Source organism: Mesorhizobium sp. (assembly GCF_965229135.1).
Lineage (GTDB): Bacteria > Pseudomonadota > Alphaproteobacteria > Rhizobiales > Rhizobiaceae > Mesorhizobium.
On the sequence record NZ_OZ245860.1, the window covers coordinates 2,127,606 to 2,144,019 of the forward strand.

Here is a 16,414-nt window from a genome sequence, read left to right on the forward strand (position 1 = left end):
GCGCGTACTCCCGAAATGGAGATGAACTGCCGATACCGGCGCCCGGCGGGCGACGGCTATTTCAAGGCTCTGATTGCGTAGTCGATAAGATCGTCGGGCATCGCACGGTTGGTCTTGGCGAGGCACTGCGCCACCATCTGCGGGTGGCACAGGATGACCGTCGCGGCGCCGAAGCATCGCGATGCCGTAACCGGATCCTGCTCCCGGAACTCGCCGGCCTCGATCCCATCGCGGATCACCTCGGCAAACAGATCGTGGATGCTGTCGATGTGCTTGTCGATCACGGCCCAGTCGCGTTCGAGCGCGACGATGACCATCTCATGGACCTTCTGGTCGTCGAGCATGACCTCCAGAGTCATCTTGTATTGGGCTTGCACGTAGCGCCGAAGCCGCTCTTCCGCGCTGACGGGAAGCCGGGAGATCTCGTAGGCCATCTTGTAGCTTGCGCCGAGCATCCGGCCACAGACCGCCTGGTGGATTTCCACCTTCGAGGCGAAGAAGCGGTAGATGTTGGCCGGCGACATGCCGAGTTCGCGCGCGATGTCGGCGACATTGGTCTTGCCGTAGCCATAGTGCCGGAACAGGCGCTCGGCGCAGTCGAGGATGCGCGTCACATTTTCCTGCCGGGCGGCGTCGACGACTATGTTGGCGGCTTCGGACATGATCCTCTGTCATCTTACGAGTGACGAATTTCGATTTTCATCACTCGTAAATCGAAATGGTCCAGGTGTCAATGCGAATTCGACGTACGCGTATAGTTGGTGACAGATGGTGACATCTGACAGACGTCGCAAAGCAGCCCGAGATGCGGGCCGCTTGAAATATTTTGACGGAGGTTGTCGCAGGCCGTCAGGCGACCTTGGCCATTTCCCGCAGCCGGAACTTCTGGATCTTACCGGTCGAGGTCTTCGGGATTTCGGCGAAGATGACCGCTTTCGGCACCTTGAAGCGGGCAAGCAGCGCGCGGCAGTGTTCGATGATCTCGGCCTCGGTCGCCGCCTTGCCGGGCTTCAGTTCTACATAGGCGACGGGCACCTCGCCCCATTTGTCATCGGGCCGTGCGACAACACCACAAGAGGCAACGGACGGATGCTTGTAAAGCGCGTCCTCGACCTCGATCGACGAGATGTTCTCGCCGCCGGAGATGATGATGTCCTTGGAGCGGTCCTTGAGCTGGATGTAGCCGTCGGGATGCATGACGCCGAGATCGCCGGAATGGAACCAGCCGCCGGCAAAGGCTTCGTCGCTGGCCTTGCGGTTCTTCAGGTAGCCCTTCATGACGATGTTGCCGCGGAACATGACCTCGCCGATGGTCTCGCCATCGGCGGGCGTCGTGCGCATCGTCTCGGGATCCATGACGGTCAGGCCTTCGAGTGCTGCGTAGCGCACGCCCTGCCTTGCCTTCTTGGCGCTGCGCTCGCCCTTTTCGAGATCGTCCCATGCGCCGTGCCATTCATTGACGACCGCCGGGCCATAGGTTTCGGTCAGGCCGTAGAGATGGGTGACGGCGAAGCCGGCATCGGCCATGCCGGACAGCACCGCTTCCGGTGGCGGGGCGGCGGCGGTGTTGAAGGTGACGGTCTGCGGAAACGTGCGCTTGTCCTCATCCCTGGCGTTGATCAGCACCGACATGACTACCGGTGCGCCGCAAAGATGCGTGACGCCATGATCGGCGATGGCGTCGTAGATCGGCTTTGGCCGCACCCAGCGCAGGCAGACATGGGTGCCGGCCTGGACCGCCAGCGTCCAGGGGAAGCACCAGCCATTGCAATGGAACATCGGCAGCGTCCAGAGATAGACAGCGTGCTTGGCCATGCCGGCATGGATGGTGTTGGTGTAGGCCATCAGCGCGGCGCCGCGATGATGGTAGACGACGCCCTTCGGGTTGCCGGTCGTGCCGGATGTATAGTTGAGCGAGATGGCGTCCCACTCGTCGTCGGGCATCGACCAGGCGAAATCCGCATCGCCACTTGCGACGAAGTCCTCATAGTCCAGGGTGCCAATGCGCTCACCCTTCGGATAGGGCGCGTCGGCGGGGTATTCTGGATCGTCATAGTCGACGACCAGTGGCTTGACCTTGGCAAGCGCCAGCGCCTGCTTGACGACGCCCGCGAATTCGCGGTCGATGATGAGCACCTTGGTCTCGGCATGGTCGAGCTGGAACGCGATCACAGCGGCATCGAGCCTTGTGTTGAGCGAATGCAGCACCGCCTTGGTCATCGGCACGCCGAAATGCGCCTCCAGCATCGGCGGCGTGTTGGACAGCATGACGGTGACCGTATCGCCCTTGCCGATGCCGCGCTTGCGCAGCGCCGAGGCGAGCTTCAGCGACCGCTGCCAGAACGTGCGATAGTCAATGCTCTGGCGGCCATGGATGATGGCGATCTGGTCGGGGTACGTTTTTGCCGCGCGCTCCAGATAGGTGAGCGGCGTCAGCGGCTGATGGTTGGCCGCGTTCTTGTCGAGATCCTGTTCGTAAGGATTGCCCATCCCGTCCTCCCCAAAGAAGTCTTGTCGACTTCTAATCACAGCCAAGCGACCGCGTCACCATCCATAAGCGCTTGACGATGCTATGATGGTTCGCGCCAGTCGCGGTGATGATCTGGATCAAACCAAGTGGTGCCCTCCACACGGTTTGACTTTTGTCGAGTGCCGTGAATAATGTCAGCCGAGGAGATGGCATGGCAATCCGACCGGCAGAACAACTCATCCACAAGGCCGCTTGGCTCTACTATGCGCATGGTCTGCGCCAGGACCAGGTGGCAAGCCAGCTTAACATTTCCCGCGCCTCGGTCGCCATGTATCTGCGCAAGGCGCGCGAGACCGGGATCGTTAACATCTCGACCTCGACCCAGCTCTTCACGGACGATGTCCTGGCACGCAAGCTGGAAGACGCGCTTGGGCTCGATGCCGTCTGGATCGCCCCGGAAAATGCCGACCCTTCGACGGAAATCGCCGTGCTGGCGGCGAGCGTCTTCCTCGAACTGGTCAAGAAGGGCGACCGCATCGGCGTCGCCTGGGGTCGCACCGTCTATACGATCGCCGATATCATGTCCTATGCCGATCTCCAGGATGTCACGGTGGTGCAGCTCTGCGGCAATCTCGGAGCGCCCTACTCCTACCGTCCCGACCAGTGCACGATGGAAATCGCGCGCCGGCTCAACGCCAAAGGGCTGAATTTCTATGCGCCGCTGGTGCTCACGACGGAAGAGCTCGCGCGTGCGCTGCGTGCCGAACCGGTGATCCGCGAGCAACTGGCGGGAGTGAGCGAATGCGACCTGGCGCTGTACTCGGTCGGCACCATCGACGCCGACAGCCACGTCGTCAAATGCGGTGCGCTGACGGCTGACGAGATGACGGCACTGCGCGAGATCGGTGCGGCCGGCGTCATTGCAGGTCAGATCATCGACGCCAAAGGCGATGTGCTCGACTGCAGCTACAACCGCCGGGTCATCTCCGCCGAGCTCGCCTCACTGCGGGCGATCGCCAAGCGGCTGATGGTGGTGCAGGAAGACAACAAGTTCGAGCCGCTTCTGGCGGCGATCGCCGGCGGCCTCTGCACGCATCTGGTGATCGGAGGGCGCATGGCGCAACGATTGCTGGACCATGCCGGCTCGGCGGAAAAGACACCCGGATAGGCACAATTCCCGCTGCCATCGCCCTGTCATCAAGGCGTCGCGGCAATGCTGTTTCACCATCACAATCGGAAATTGGACAAGTGACTATGAAGAACCTGTGGAATGACGGCGACGCGGAGACGATGGTTGCCGACTATGCGAAGAAGGGCATCAGCCGAGACCTGGCGCTGCGCGTCTACACGACCCGGCTGCTGGGCGGCGAACCACGGCTGGTCCTGCACGGCGGCGGCAATACCTCCTGCAAGACCACGGCGACCGACCTCGTCGGCGACCAGTGGGACGTGCTCTGCGTCAAGGGCAGCGGCTGGGACATGGGCGTCATCGAGCCGCAAGGCCTGCCGGCGGTCAAGCTCGGCGCGCTGCTGAAAGCCCGTTCGCTGAACAAGCTCGCCGACGAGGACATGGTCGCCCTGCAGCGGGCCAACCTCATCGATCCGTCCTCGCCCAATCCCTCGGTCGAGACACTGCTGCATGCGTTCCTGCCGCACAAATTCGTCGACCACACGCACTCGACGGCCATTCTCGCCATCGTCGACCAGGAAGACAGCAAGGCGCTGGTGAAGACGGTGTTCGGCGAGAAGATGGGCTATGTGCCCTACATCATGCCCGGCTTCGACCTGGCGAAGGCAGCCGCCGACATTTTTGACGCAGATCCGTCTGTCGAGGGCCTGATCCTCGACAAGCACGGCATCTTCACCTTCGGCGACGATGCCAGGCAGGCCTATGACCGCATGATCCACTATGTGAATGTCGCCGAGGCGTTCATTGCCGCGAGCGGCAAGTCGAAGGCGGCGAAGGCGGCGTTGCCGGCAAGGCTCGCGACACCTGCGTCCATCGCGCCGATGCTGCGCGGCGCCGTCGCGGTGGCGCGAGGCGAAGGGCGCTTCGACCGCATGATCAGCGACTTCCGCACCTCCGACGCGATCGTCGATTTCATCAACTCGGCTGACATCGCCGACTTTGCCGCACGCGGGGTCTCGACACCCGATCTGTCGATCCGCATCAAGACCGGTCCGATGGCAGTGCCGGCGCCCGACGCGGACAAGGCCGGCGACTACAAGGCCGTGATCAAGAGCCACGTCGACGCCTTCGCCAACGACTATCGCGCCTATTTCGAGACCAATGACGCGCTCGACGACGTCAAGCGCACCATGCTCGACCCGATGCCGCGCCTGACGCTGGTGCCAGGGCTCGGCATGTTCGGCCATGGCCGCACGCTGAAGGACGCCAGGATTGCTTCCGATGTCGGCGAGATGTGGATCGAAGCGGTACGCGGTGCTGAAGCGGTCGGCCGTTTCCACCCGCTCTCCAAGGCCGACCTGTTCCCGCTCGAATACTGGTCGCTGGAGCAGGCCAAGCTCGCCTCCAACAAACCCAAGCCGCTGACCGGCCAGGTCGTGCTGATCACCGGCGGCGCCGGCGCGATCGGTGCCGCGACCGCCAAGCTGTTCGCCGACAATGGCGCGCATGCGGTCGTCGTCGATCTCGATGGCGACAAGGCCGCCGATGCCGCCAAGAAGGCTGGCAACAACTCGATCGGCGTCGCTGCCGATATTACCGATCCGGCCCAAGTTGGCGCCGCTTTCGACAAGGCGGTTGCGGTGTTCGGCGGCGTCGACATCCTGGTTTCCAACGCAGGGGCGGCCTGGGAAGGCCGGATCGGCGAACTCGACGACGCGCTTCTGCGCAAGAGCTTCGAGCTCAATTTCTTCGCCCACCAGTCGGTGGCGCAGAATGCCGTGCGCATCATGCTCGAACAGGGCACGGGCGGCGTGCTTTTGTTCAACACCTCCAAGCAGGCGATCAATCCGGGTCCGAAGTTCGGCGCCTATGGCGTGCCGAAAGCGGCGACGCTGTTCCTTTCCAGGCAGTATGCGCTCGACTACGGCGCCCACGGCATCCGTTCGAACGCGGTCAATGCCGATCGCATCCGCTCGGGTCTTTTGACCGACGCCATGATCGCCAGCCGCTCGGGCGCGCGCGGCGTGACGGAAAAGGAATACATGTCCGGCAACCTGCTCGGCCAGGAAGTGACGGCGCAGGACGTGGCGCAGGCCTTCCTGCATCATGCGCTGGCCGAACGCACCACCGCCGACGTGACGACGGTCGACGGCGGCAACATCGCGGCGGCGCTGCGCTAGTCGTGACGAGCACGGGAGTTCCCGACGAGAAGGCGTCGGACAGCCTTGAAATCAGGGCTGTTCAGGCGGCCGATCTGCCGGCGCTCGCCGCGCTCTACCGCCATCTCAATCCCGGCGACGCCATGGTCCAGCAGGACGAAGCGGAAGCGATACTGGAGCGGTTTGCGGCCTATCCCGGCAGCGTCGTGCTTGGCGGCTGGGATGATATGGAACTCGTGTCGTCATGCACCCTTGTCGTCATTCCCAACCTGACCAGGGGCGGCATGCCCTATGCGTTGATCGAGAATGTGGTGACGGCCGCCACCCACCGCAAACGCGGCTTCGGCCGCTTACTGCTTGAACGAGCGGTGTCGATTGCCTGGGAGCACGACTGCTACAAGGCCATGCTGCTGACCGGCTCGACCGAACCGGCAACGCTTGCCTTTTACAGAGGCGCCGGCTTCGAGCAGAACAAGACCGGCTTCCAGGTCAGACGGCTGCCCGTCAAAGGCTGATATCGCCACCAGCCCGCAAAAAGGGCCTCGCAACGGCGAGGCCCTTTGTCTCTAACAGCGCGCCTTACTTCGCGTTCGGATTCGGCATCCAGGCCGGCATTGCGACATCGGCATGGGCGAACTGCGGCAGCTTCGCCGAGAGCTCCTCCATGTTCTTGATGTCCTTGTCGATCAGTTCCTTCTGGGTGATCAGCGTCGGCGGCACGACGACGTTGTGGCCGGGATCCTCACCGGCCAGCAACTGCGCCAGCGCACGCACCGAGACCTGGCCGACGACCGCCGGGTTTGTCGCCGCGGTCGCGGCCCAGGCGCTGTCGGGCTCGCGCATCGCGGCGATATCCGAGGTCGAAATGTCGGCCGAATAGATCTTGATGCCCTTGTTCAGGCCTGCTTCGTCGACAGCGATCTTCACGCCCTTGGCGAACTCGTCATAAGGGGCGAACATCACCTTGATGTCGGGGTGGGCCGACAGCACCGAACGCGCCTGGTTGGCGACGGAATTGGCGATCGGGTTGTCCAGCGTGCCGAACATCGCCACCTCCTTGATGCCCGAGTACTTCTTCTTCACATCAACCCAGGTCTCATTGCGGCGGTCGAGCGGTGCAATGCCGGCGACATAGACATAGCCGGCATTCCAGCTCTCCCCATTGTCCTTGACCGCCTGCTCGAGCGCCAGACGCGCAAGGTCCTTGTCGGACTGTTCGATCTGCGGGATCTTGGGGTTTTCGACATTGACGTCGAAAGCCACCACCTTGATGCCGGCGTCGACCGCTCGCTGCGCGGCGTCCTTCATCGATTCCGTCAGGCCGTGCTGGATGATGATGCCCTGAACGCCGAGCGCGATGGCCTGGTCGACCATGTCGGACTGAAGGGCGGCGTCCTGGCGGCTGTCGAGCACGCGCAGGTCAACGCCGAGCGCCTTGGCCTGTGCTTCGACGCCCGAGAGATACGCCTGGAAGAAGTCGCCGGTCGACAGATAGCGCACCAGCGCGATCTTGACGCCGGGCTTGTCGAATGGTGCCGGACGATCCGCCGCCAGCGCCGGGAACTGCATCAGCATCGTTGCGCCGGCCAGCCCGAGCGCGACCTTCCCCAAAACTCTTCTTGTGATGTTCACTGTGTTTCCTCCACTCCTGTTGAACTCAAAAATCAAATCGGCAGCAATCTATCTCTTGCCCCTGCCGGAAAGGGCGAAGGTGAAGACAAGGGCGACGACCAGAACCACACCCTTGACGAAATCCTGCGTGTAGTAGGGCGCGTTCATCATGGTCAGGCCTTGCAGCAAGATGCCAACGAACAGCGCGCCAACGGCTGTGCCGAAGGCGTTCGGCTTGGCGGCGCCGAGCACCGCATAGCCGATAAGCGCCGCGGCAACCGCGTCGAGCAGCAGATTATTACCCGAGGCGATGTCGCCGCGTCCAAGTCGGGCGGCGAGCAAAACGCCGCCGATCGAGGCAAAAACACCTGAAATAATGTAAGCCCAGATCTTGTATGCCTTGACAGGCGCGCCAGCGAGTTCGGCCGCGCGCTCGTTGCTGCCGACAGCGTACATCATCCGGCCGAAGCGGGTGTATTCGAGGAAGAACCAGATCAGCAGGGCCAGCACCAGCAACACGACGACCGATACCGGAATGAGGTTCGGGATGAAGAAGTCGAAGCGGTGGCGGCCAAGTGCCAGGAAGGCGTCGGAGAATTTACCGTTCGCGACCGAACCATCGGGCATGGTCATGCCGGTGGCGATCGAGCGTCCCTCGGTCGGGATGCGTTGCAGGCCGACCAGCAGGAACATCATGCCGAGCGTGGCCAGGAGATCGGGAACGCGCATATAGACGATCAGCCATCCGTTGATCAGGCCGACGATGGCGCCGATCACGAGGCAAACGACCAGCGCGACGACAGCGTTCTGCTCCAGCACCACCATGACATAGGCCGCCGCCATCATGGCCGATGTGGCGACCGAGCCTATCGACAGGTCGAAGCCGCCAACGACAAGCGTGGCGGTGACGCCGAGCGCGAGCACGCCCGTGATAGCGACCGACTGGAAGATGAAGACGGCACTTTGCGGCGAAACGAAACCGTCGGCGGCGATCGCGAAATAGGCGACGAGCCCGAACAGAAGGACGAGGAATCCGTAGCGGATAGCGTAGTCGCGCAGCGTCATTCAGTGCTCCCGCGCACTGCTGCCGTCTTCATCCAACTCGAACCCATGCTCTCTCCATTCCATTCTATCGAGCGCCACGCTCAGGCGGCGGTATGCAGAGGCCCACCGGCGACCTCGGCCAGCAGGCGATCGAGATCGACATCGGCATTGCGGTGCTCGCCGACGATCGTCTGCTCCGACATCACCAGGATGCGGTCGGCCGTCTCCAGCGCCTCGTCGAGTTCGGTGACGAACAGCAGCGTCGCGCGGCCATTGGCGCTTGCCCGCAGCTTGGCGGCGATATCGCGCCGGGCCGAGATGTCCACGCCCTGAAACGGCTCGTCGAGAATGAACAGCGCGGCATTCTGCGCCATCCAGCGGGCGACCATCACCTTCTGCTGGTTGCCGCCGGAAAGCGCCGACAGTTCGTCCTTCTCCGAGCGGCAGACGATGCCGAGTTCCTCGATCTGCCGGCGTGCGGTGGCGCGTTCAAGCCGACGCTTGAGAACAGTCAGATTCGACATGCGTCTGAGGAACGGCAGGCTGACATTGCGCTCGATGTTGAAGCCGCCGACGATGCCGCTGGTGGCGCGATCCTTGGCGACGAGGAACACGCCGGCGCCGATCGCATCGCCCGCCGATCGCGGCGCATAGGGCTTGCCATTCATCGTCATGGTGCCGGCGAGTGGCCTGCGCACGCCAAACAGCGTCTCGGCGAGCGCCGTCTTGCCGACACCGACGAGCCCGGTGATGGCAACGACCTCTCCGTCGCCGAGCGTCAGGGAAATGGGCCGGGCACCATGTGCGATGCGAAGGCCCTCGATTTTCAGGACCGCCCTGGCCGAATCCCTGACGACGATCCGGTCGAGATGGATCTTGCGGCCGAGCATGGCGTTGACCGCGCCTTCATAATCCAGCGGCTTGGCGTCGAAGACGCCGGAGATGACGCCGTCGCGCATCGAGACGATGCGGTCGGCGAGCCGCCTGATATCCGACATGCGGTGCGAGATATAGAGGATCGCCACGCCTTGCTCGCGCAGCCTGTCGACCAACGCAAACAGTCGATCGGCTTCAGCACTGGAGAGCGACGAAGTCGGTTCGTCGAGGATCAGCACTTTCGGCTGATGCGCCAAAGCGCGGGCGATCGCCACCATCTGGCGATCGGCCAGCGAAAGGTCGCTGACGCGGGCCTTCAGGTCGATGGCCAACCCCATGCGGTCCGCAACCGCCCTGGCCTCCCGGCGCACACGGGCCGGATTGAACAGGAACGGTGCGCCGCTGCCGCTGAGTCTGTCCAGCGTCAGGTTTGTCGCCACGTCGAGGTCGGCGACGACGCCGTCATTGATGTTCTGATGCACGGTGACCACGCCAGCGCGGATCGCTTCCGCCGGCGTGTTCGGCGTGAAATCCTGCCCGGCGAGGGTCATTGTGCCGCCGGCGCGTTCGTAGACGCCGGAGATGATCTTGACGAGGGTGGATTTCCCGGCGCCGTTGGCGCCCATCAGCACGGTCACCTCACCGGCATGGAGGTTCAGCGAGACGCCACCAAGCACCTCGTTGCGGCCAAAGGATTTCCTCAGTCCCTCTACGCGGAACACGGCATTGCCGACCATGCGTTCCTCCCTGACGACGACGCTATGGTCAATGTCGGCAATTGTCAACACGATTGACAATTGCCAGACAGCTTCCTAGCTTGGCCTCGCCGCCAAGCCTCCCCTATGATCGGAGCGCATGGGCGGGAGGGAGCAGAATGACCGGGAAATTGCCATTCGAAGCACTGTCGGTGGAGACGCTTTCAACGCGTCTCGGCACGAACGAGGCGCTGTGCGCGAAAATTGGCCAGGACACCAGCGCGTGGAAGGTTCGCGAGGTCGGCGATGGCAATTTGAACCTGGTCTTCATCGTCGAGGGCACAGAAGGTGCCGTCGTGGTCAAGCAGGCCCTGCCCTATGTCCGGCTGGTCGGCGACAGCTGGCCCCTGCCGTTGAAGCGCTCCTTCTTCGAATATCACGCACTGACCCGCCAGGAAGCACGCGCTCCGGGTTCGGTGCCGGCGATCTACTATTTCGACGAAGGTCAGGCGCTGATCATCATGGAATACCTGTCGCCGCACATGATTTTGCGGCGCGCGCTGATCGAGGGCCGGCAGCTTCCGAATATCGCAAGGGATATCGGCCTGTTCATGGCCCGCACGCTGTTTCGCGGGTCCGACCTGCATATGGCGGCCAGGGACCGAAAGGCCGACCTGGCCCTGTTCGCCGACAATGTCGAACTCTGCGACATCACCGAGAACCTGGTGTTCTCCGACCCTTATTTCGACGCCAAGTTGAATCGGCACACGAGCCCGCAGCTCGATGGCCTGGTCGCCGAACTGCGTGCCGACCGCGACCTCAAGGTGGAGGCGCAGCGGCTGAAGCACATCTTCGCCGCCAATGCCGAGACGCTGCTGCATGGCGACCTCCATTCCGGCTCCATCATGGTCACGGACCAGGAAACCCGGATGATCGATCCGGAGTTCGCCTTCTATGGCCCGATGGCATTCGACGTCGGCATGCTGCTGGCCAATTTCTGGATGTCGTTCTTTTCGCAGAGCGGGCATGAGCAGACCGGAGCGCGGGATGCCATGCGGGCCTATCTGCTCGGCGTCACCGCTGAGACATGGGCGGTTTTCCGCGCCGAGTTCTCGCTGTTGTGGCGCAGCGAGCGCACCGGCATGCTCTACCAGAAGAGCCTGTTCGAGGACCAGGGCGACAGGCTTGGCGCCGAGCAGGCGCTCGATCATGTGCTGCACCAGATCTGGACCGACCTGCTCGGCTTTGCCGGCATCGAGGTCCACAGGCGCATCCTGGGGCTCGCCCACAATGCCGATTTCGAGACCATCGCCGACGAGGACCTGCGTGCCTCATGCGAGGCGAAAGCGCTCAAATTCGGCCGTCACATCGCCGTCAACCGGCGGCAGATTCACAGCATTGAAGAGGTCAACGCCCTGGCGGCGCTGATCGAGCAGGAGAACTCCCTTTGAACGTTGGCGACCGCCATTATCGTACCATCTGGCTGAGCCACGACGGGCGTTCGATCGAGATCATCGACCAGCGCTGGCTGCCGCATGATTTCCGCATCGAGACGATCGGCACGGTTGCCGGCATAGCCACCGCCATCCGCGACATGTGGGTGCGCGGCGCGCCGCTGATCGGCGTCACAGCCGCCTATGGCGTCGCCATGCGGATGGCAGACGATCCGTCCGACGAAGCACTCGATGCCGTGTGGGAAACACTGCACGAGACGCGCCCGACGGCGATCAATTTGCGCTGGGCGCTTGACGAAATGCGGCGCTTCCTGCGGCCGCTGCCAGCCGAAAAACGCGCCGAGGCCGCCTATCGGCGTGCGGCCGAGATCGCCGATGAGGACGTCGGCCTCAACCGTGCCATCGGCGCGAATGGTCTCGCCATCATCAAGGCCATCGCCGCGCGCAAGCAGCCGGGCGAGACGGTCAACATCCTCACCCACTGCAATGCCGGCTGGCTGGCAACGGTCGACTACGGCACGGCCACGTCGCCAATCTACCTCGCTGTCGAAGCCGGCATTCCCGTGCACGTCTATGTCGACGAAACCCGCCCGCGCAACCAGGGCGCCCAGTTGACCGCCTGGGAGATGGCCGGCCACGGCGTGCCGCACACGCTGATCGTCGACAATGCCGGCGGACACCTGATGCAGCGCGGCGCGATCGACATGGTCATCGTCGGCACCGACCGCACCACCGCCGATGGCGATGTCTGCAACAAGATCGGTACTTACCTGAAGGCGCTGGCCGCCGCCGACAATGACGTGCCGTTCTATGTGGCGTTGCCGTCCCCGACCATCGACTGGACGGTGCATGATGGGTTGACGGAAATCCCGATCGAGGAGCGCTCCGGCGATGAGGTTTCGCTCGTCTGGGGCAAGACCGCCGATGGCAAGATCGCGCAGGTGCGTGTTTCGCCCGAGGCGACGCCCGCCGCGAATCCGGCCTTCGACGTCACGCCGGCACGGCTGGTGACCGGTCTGATCACCGAGCGCGGCGTGGCGAAGGCCTCACGCGAGGGGTTGAAAGCGATGTTCCCCGAGCGCGGGTGATCTCCCCCCTCGAGGGGGGATGTCGCCGAAGGCGACAGAGGGGGTCGGCGCGCATAGATCGCTGGCGTCGTCTCGCGTTGCGCACGGGCCAGCGCTTCACGCGCGGCGGCCCCTTCTGGCCTGCCGGCCATCTCCCCCTCGAGGGGGAGATTGGCGCTCCGCCGCCGGCGGCAGTTGACAGCCCCGCCCTGCCCTTCCATAAAAACCGCGTTAATGTTCTCAGGGCGGGGTGAAAGTCCCCACCGGCGGTAAGGGTCTGGACCCAAGCCCGCGAGCGCTTTCCGGTCGTCGGAAAGGTCAGCAGATCCGGTGTGATTCCGGAGCCGACGGTTAGAGTCCGGATGAAAGAGAACGAACGGAAGACGGACCGCCCCGGCGGGCCGCATTTCGTATCGTGCGTCCTGATTCTGGTTCGAAACGGAAGGATGGACCCATGAATCAGTATTCCCAGAAAGACTACGAGACGACCCGCATTGCCGTCATTCGCGCGCGGTGGCACGCCGATATCGTCGACCAGTGTGTCAAATCCTTCGAAGCGGAAATGGCCGCGCTTGGGGACAACCGCTTTGCCGTCGACGTCTTCGACGTGCCCGGCGCCTATGAGATTCCCCTGCACGCCAAGACCCTCGCGGAGACCGGCCGCTACGCGGCGATCCTCGGCACGGCGTTTGTCGTCAATGGCGGCATCTATCGGCACGAATTCGTGGCGAGCGCGGTGATTGACGGCATGATGAATGTGCAGTTGTCGACGGGCGTGCCGGTTCTGTCGGCGGTGCTTACGCCACTCAACTATCACGACAGCGCCGACCATCACCGCTTCTTCTTCGAGCACTTCGCCGTCAAGGGCAAGGAAGCGGCCAATGCCTGCGTCCAGATCCTCGCCGCGCGTGAGATGATCGCGGCCTGAGCCGGAAGCGCCGGGCAGGCAAACCCGCTCGGCGCTTCGTTCCACCTACAGCTTCAAGTCGAAATTGATCTTGAAGGCATGCGCCTGGGTATCCCTGGCGATCTGGCCGGAATAGGCCGCGCCGAGGGTTGCGCTAGGCGACAGGGAGACATCGAAACCGGCTTCCAGCGCCAGCGCGTCGCGGGCAATCGGTACCCCGGCGCTGGCGAAGGAGGCTCCGCTGCCGAAGGCAAGCGTGGTGGCCGGCTGAACATCGCCATAGGCGTGCTGCCAGCCCAGCATGCCATGCACAGCGGTCATGCCGGTTCCCAACCGGGTGGATGCGCGCAGGCCCAGGGTCGAGAACGTGTTTTCGCTCAACGCCCCCTGGCTGGTCAGGGCCGAGTTGGTGCCGCCGGTTTCGGCGAAGCCATCGGCGCTGGCATGCACATAGGCAAGGTTGGCAAAGGGCTCGAAGGCGCCAATGCTCGTGTCGAACTGGTACGCCAGTTCACTGAAAGCCTGCGCCGTGTCGGCCCTGTAGCCGGCAGACAGCTGTTCGCTGAAGGCAGGAAACACGACGTTGCGCTTGGTGCCGATATCGTGCCAGCCATAGATGGCGCCGGCCCTGAAGCCGAGCGCGCCTATTTGCGTGCCGGCATAGACACCGAGATCGTAATTGTCGCTGGTGCCTGACGAAGCACGGTCGGAAACGTCGAAATTAGTGCGGCTGTAGCCGCCGAGCACGCCGACCCGCCAATCGCCGACCGGAATGTCCGCGCCTCCGACGAAGCCCGCGCTCGTGCGGTTGAAATCGGCCGCGTAGCCCGAGCCCTTGATGTCTCCAGTCATGGCCAGCGCCTCGCTCCAGATCACGATTCCGCCGGCGTTGGCTGGCGCGGCGTGCACGCCGGTGGCATCGATGGCGGCGGTGGTCAGGGAGACGTCGGCGGCGTCGAAAGCCGAGCGGAGCCGGCGGTTTGCCGAATCCCGGGCGAAACGGCTATCGTCGACGAGCGCGCCGACGACATCGGCATGGACTTCGCCGGAAAGCGCGTTTCCGTACGGTCGCAGATAGCGGTAGAAGCCGACGGCCTCGACGTTGGGATCACTCTCGAGCGCCTCGCGGTTGAGGATGTACATCGACCAGCCATCCTTGGTCTGGTTGAAGGAAAGCCCTTCGACCTCCTGCTCGCCGTTGATCTTCAGATTGCCGAGAATCTCGACTTCGCCGGTCTTGAGGTTCGCCCGGTAAATCGTCTTCTCATCGTTGTCGGTCGAGAAATACATCCAGCCATCAAGAAGCTTGCCGCCCTGCGCCTGGTCGATGGTCTGCGTCAGGGGTATGTATTCCTTGAAGCTCCAGTCCGACAGGTTGTAGACGGCGATCTCGGTCGCGTTCTCATAGGCCATGCCGTAGCCGAGGCCGTTCTTTGCGTCGACGGCAACCCAACTGGCGATGTCATGGGTGCCATTGGGCGGATTGAGCGAAAAAGCCTGTCCGGTGAAGCTCATATCGCTGGCGCGATAGACCGCGAAAACCGGGTGGTCGTACTTGCCCCCGGTGACGGGGTCGCGCTTGCTTGTGTCCAGCGAAATGTAGAGAAGCCCATCGGCATAGTCGATGTCGCCGATATGGTTCAGCCCCAGGCTGGAGAATTCAGACGGAAGCTGGAGAGCGAGCGGGATGGCCGGCGAGACGGTCAATGACGGGTTGTAGTTCTTGTCGGTGCGCTCGAGGATATTGGTGCCGGAAAAGTACCAGTTCGTTCCGTCCGTCGTCACGCCCTGCTGCTTGGAGGTTATCGCGTCGCCGGTAAAGGTCGTCTTTTCGACCATGATCCAGGGCTCGACGGCAAGCGCCGGAATCGAGGTCATGGCGAGGGTGCCAGACACGAGGATGCAGGCCGTTATGGTTTTTGGAAGGCCAGCCATGGCCGTGCCCTTCAGGGCGGCTTTGCTGGCGCGGTCAATGATTGAAGACATTCTGTTGTGTTCCTGTTGGCAGGCTGTGATCGATTGTTCGGCGCGCACGACATCGACCAACGACGGCGGCGCCGTCGGCGATGGCAGGTCCGAGATTTTTGGTTCTTCGGGTGTTATTTACGCTGTAATTGGTTGGCCGCTCTGGCCGCTGGTTCAACGATGTGCTCACTAGGGGGAGCGCGTGACAATCATATGAATAATGGGAACAATATGAAAAATTCAGCCGCCCGCCCGAGGGTGCCCCGGATGACATCGCGCATGACGGGATCGTCCTCCGGCCTTCATGCCAGACTGCTCAACGAAATCGGCCAAGGCATCGTGCGCGGAGAATTCGTTCCTGGTGACCAATTGCCGAACGGCGATGACTGGAGCGCTTCCCTTGGCGCGAGCCGCACGGGCCTGCGCGAGGTCGTCAAGGTGCTGGCGGGCAAGGGCATGGTGGAGATGCGTCCCCGGACGGGCACGCGGGTGCGCCCGCGCAAGGACTGGAACTTCCTCGACCCCGACGTGCTGATGTGGCGCTTCGGCGCGAGGACGACCGCCGAGGACGCGCGCTCCCTGTTCGAGTTGCGCCGCGCCATCGAGCCGACGGCCGGCGCACTGGCGGCGGAGCGCGCCACGCCGGAACAGATTGCTGAATTGCGCGCCATACTCGAAGAAATGGAACAGGCCGGCGACGATGGCGAGCGCTTCGCCATACCGGACCTGCACTTTCACCAGGCCATCCTGCATATGTCGGGAAACGAACTGATCGGGTCGCTCGCCGCCCTGATCGAGACCGCGCTGGTGATCAGCTTCCGGCTTTCGGATGACAGTCCCGCCGGACAGCGCCATTCGCTCAAACTGCACCAGCGGATTGTCGAGAGCATCGAAAAGCGCAATCCAACGGCCACCAGCAAGGCGCTGGTCGCCCTGCTGGACGGAGCGGAAGAGGATGTCCGGCTTTCCCTGGCGGCGAGGATTGGCCGGCAGAAATAAGGGCGCCTTCCCCGCGCGCTCACAGAATACCCCCAACG

13 protein-coding genes and 1 riboswitch are annotated in these 16,414 nt (G+C 63.3%); of the genes, 7 read left to right on the forward strand and 6 right to left on the reverse strand.

The window, feature by feature from the left end; genetic code table 11:
* Positions 1 to 56 precede the first annotated feature (56 nt).
* Both ACO07C_RS10350 and ACO07C_RS10355 read right to left on the reverse strand, forming a co-directional pair.
* Positions 57 to 662, reverse strand: a complete 606-nt coding sequence (locus tag ACO07C_RS10350; protein WP_421914077.1) for a TetR family transcriptional regulator — start codon at positions 660 to 662, stop codon at positions 57 to 59.
* 187 nt (positions 663 to 849) lie between these two features.
* Complete coding sequence (locus ACO07C_RS10355) at positions 850 to 2,490, reverse strand: acyl-CoA synthetase (RefSeq protein ID WP_421914078.1); 1,641 nt, start codon at positions 2,488 to 2,490, stop codon at positions 850 to 852.
* Positions 2,491 to 2,681: 191 nt separating this feature from the next.
* On the opposite strand from ACO07C_RS10355, the gene ACO07C_RS10360 reads away from it, so the two are divergent.
* The 3 genes from ACO07C_RS10360 (at position 2,682) to ACO07C_RS10370 (ending at position 6,273) form a co-directional block, all read left to right on the forward strand.
* Positions 2,682 to 3,638: a sugar-binding transcriptional regulator gene (locus ACO07C_RS10360; protein WP_421914079.1), complete on the forward strand. Its 957-nt coding sequence runs from the start codon at positions 2,682 to 2,684 to the stop codon at positions 3,636 to 3,638.
* 86 nt (positions 3,639 to 3,724) lie between these two features.
* On the forward strand, positions 3,725 to 5,779 hold the full coding sequence (locus ACO07C_RS10365) for a bifunctional aldolase/short-chain dehydrogenase (RefSeq protein ID WP_421917488.1): 2,055 nt from the start codon (positions 3,725 to 3,727) through the stop codon (positions 5,777 to 5,779).
* A gap of 2 nt (positions 5,780 to 5,781) precedes the next feature.
* Positions 5,782 to 6,273 (forward strand): GNAT family N-acetyltransferase, encoded by a 492-nt coding sequence (locus ACO07C_RS10370; RefSeq protein ID WP_421914080.1) that lies wholly within the window; start codon positions 5,782 to 5,784, stop codon positions 6,271 to 6,273.
* Positions 6,274 to 6,337: 64 nt separating this feature from the next.
* On the opposite strand, the gene ACO07C_RS10375 is transcribed toward ACO07C_RS10370, so the two are convergent.
* From ACO07C_RS10375 to ACO07C_RS10385, 3 genes are all read right to left on the reverse strand, one after another.
* A complete protein-coding gene (locus ACO07C_RS10375) occupies positions 6,338 to 7,390 on the reverse strand; it encodes a substrate-binding domain-containing protein (RefSeq protein WP_421914081.1) in 1,053 nt (350 codons plus the stop codon).
* Positions 7,391 to 7,438: 48 nt separating this feature from the next.
* Positions 7,439 to 8,434, reverse strand: a complete 996-nt coding sequence (locus ACO07C_RS10380; protein ID WP_421914082.1) for an ABC transporter permease — start codon at positions 8,432 to 8,434, stop codon at positions 7,439 to 7,441.
* A gap of 80 nt (positions 8,435 to 8,514) precedes the next feature.
* Entirely contained in the window at positions 8,515 to 10,026 is a 1,512-nt protein-coding gene (locus ACO07C_RS10385; protein ID WP_421917489.1) for a sugar ABC transporter ATP-binding protein, read from the reverse strand.
* A gap of 137 nt (positions 10,027 to 10,163) precedes the next feature.
* Between ACO07C_RS10385 and mtnK the strand changes: the two genes are divergently transcribed.
* From mtnK to ACO07C_RS10400, 3 genes are all read left to right on the forward strand, one after another.
* A complete protein-coding gene (gene mtnK, locus ACO07C_RS10390; RefSeq protein WP_421914083.1) occupies positions 10,164 to 11,435 on the forward strand; it encodes an S-methyl-5-thioribose kinase in 1,272 nt (423 codons plus the stop codon).
* On the forward strand, positions 11,432 to 12,526 hold the full coding sequence (mtnA, locus tag ACO07C_RS10395) for an S-methyl-5-thioribose-1-phosphate isomerase (RefSeq protein WP_421914084.1): 1,095 nt from the start codon (positions 11,432 to 11,434) through the stop codon (positions 12,524 to 12,526). Before mtnK ends, mtnA begins: the two co-directional genes overlap by 4 nt.
* A 211-nt stretch (positions 12,527 to 12,737) precedes the next feature.
* A riboswitch (FMN riboswitch) is annotated at positions 12,738 to 12,883 on the forward strand.
* A gap of 76 nt (positions 12,884 to 12,959) precedes the next feature.
* Entirely contained in the window at positions 12,960 to 13,433 is a 474-nt protein-coding gene (locus tag ACO07C_RS10400) for a 6,7-dimethyl-8-ribityllumazine synthase (protein ID WP_421914085.1), read from the forward strand.
* 45 nt (positions 13,434 to 13,478) lie between these two features.
* On the opposite strand, the gene ACO07C_RS10405 is transcribed toward ACO07C_RS10400, so the two are convergent.
* Positions 13,479 to 15,398, reverse strand: coding sequence for an autotransporter outer membrane beta-barrel domain-containing protein (locus ACO07C_RS10405; RefSeq protein WP_421914086.1), 1,920 nt, complete (start codon positions 15,396 to 15,398; stop codon positions 13,479 to 13,481).
* 258 nt (positions 15,399 to 15,656) lie between these two features.
* On the opposite strand from ACO07C_RS10405, the gene ACO07C_RS10410 reads away from it, so the two are divergent.
* On the forward strand, positions 15,657 to 16,376 hold the full coding sequence (locus ACO07C_RS10410; protein WP_421914087.1) for a FadR/GntR family transcriptional regulator: 720 nt from the start codon (positions 15,657 to 15,659) through the stop codon (positions 16,374 to 16,376).
* Positions 16,377 to 16,414 lie beyond the last annotated feature (38 nt).

Bases quoted from the DNA above. Each gene is read 5' to 3' on its own strand.
- ACO07C_RS10350 (WP_421914077.1), bottom strand. From the start codon at position 662: ATGTCCGAAGCCGCCAACATAGTCGTCGACGCCGCCCGGCAGGAAAAT.
- ACO07C_RS10355 (WP_421914078.1), bottom strand. From the start codon at position 2,490: ATGGGCAATCCTTACGAACAGGATCTCGACAAGAACGCGGCCAACCAT.
- ACO07C_RS10360 (WP_421914079.1), top strand. From the start codon at position 2,682: ATGGCAATCCGACCGGCAGAACAACTCATCCACAAGGCCGCTTGGCTC.
- ACO07C_RS10365 (WP_421917488.1), top strand. From the start codon at position 3,725: ATGAAGAACCTGTGGAATGACGGCGACGCGGAGACGATGGTTGCCGAC.
- ACO07C_RS10380 (WP_421914082.1), bottom strand. From the start codon at position 8,434: ATGACGCTGCGCGACTACGCTATCCGCTACGGATTCCTCGTCCTTCTG.
- ACO07C_RS10385 (WP_421917489.1), bottom strand. From the start codon at position 10,026: ATGGTCGGCAATGCCGTGTTCCGCGTAGAGGGACTGAGGAAATCCTTT.
- mtnK (WP_421914083.1), top strand. From the start codon at position 10,164: ATGACCGGGAAATTGCCATTCGAAGCACTGTCGGTGGAGACGCTTTCA.
- ACO07C_RS10400 (WP_421914085.1), top strand. From the start codon at position 12,960: ATGAATCAGTATTCCCAGAAAGACTACGAGACGACCCGCATTGCCGTC.
- ACO07C_RS10405 (WP_421914086.1), bottom strand. From the start codon at position 15,398: ATGTCTTCAATCATTGACCGCGCCAGCAAAGCCGCCCTGAAGGGCACG.
- ACO07C_RS10410 (WP_421914087.1), top strand. From the start codon at position 15,657: ATGACGGGATCGTCCTCCGGCCTTCATGCCAGACTGCTCAACGAAATC.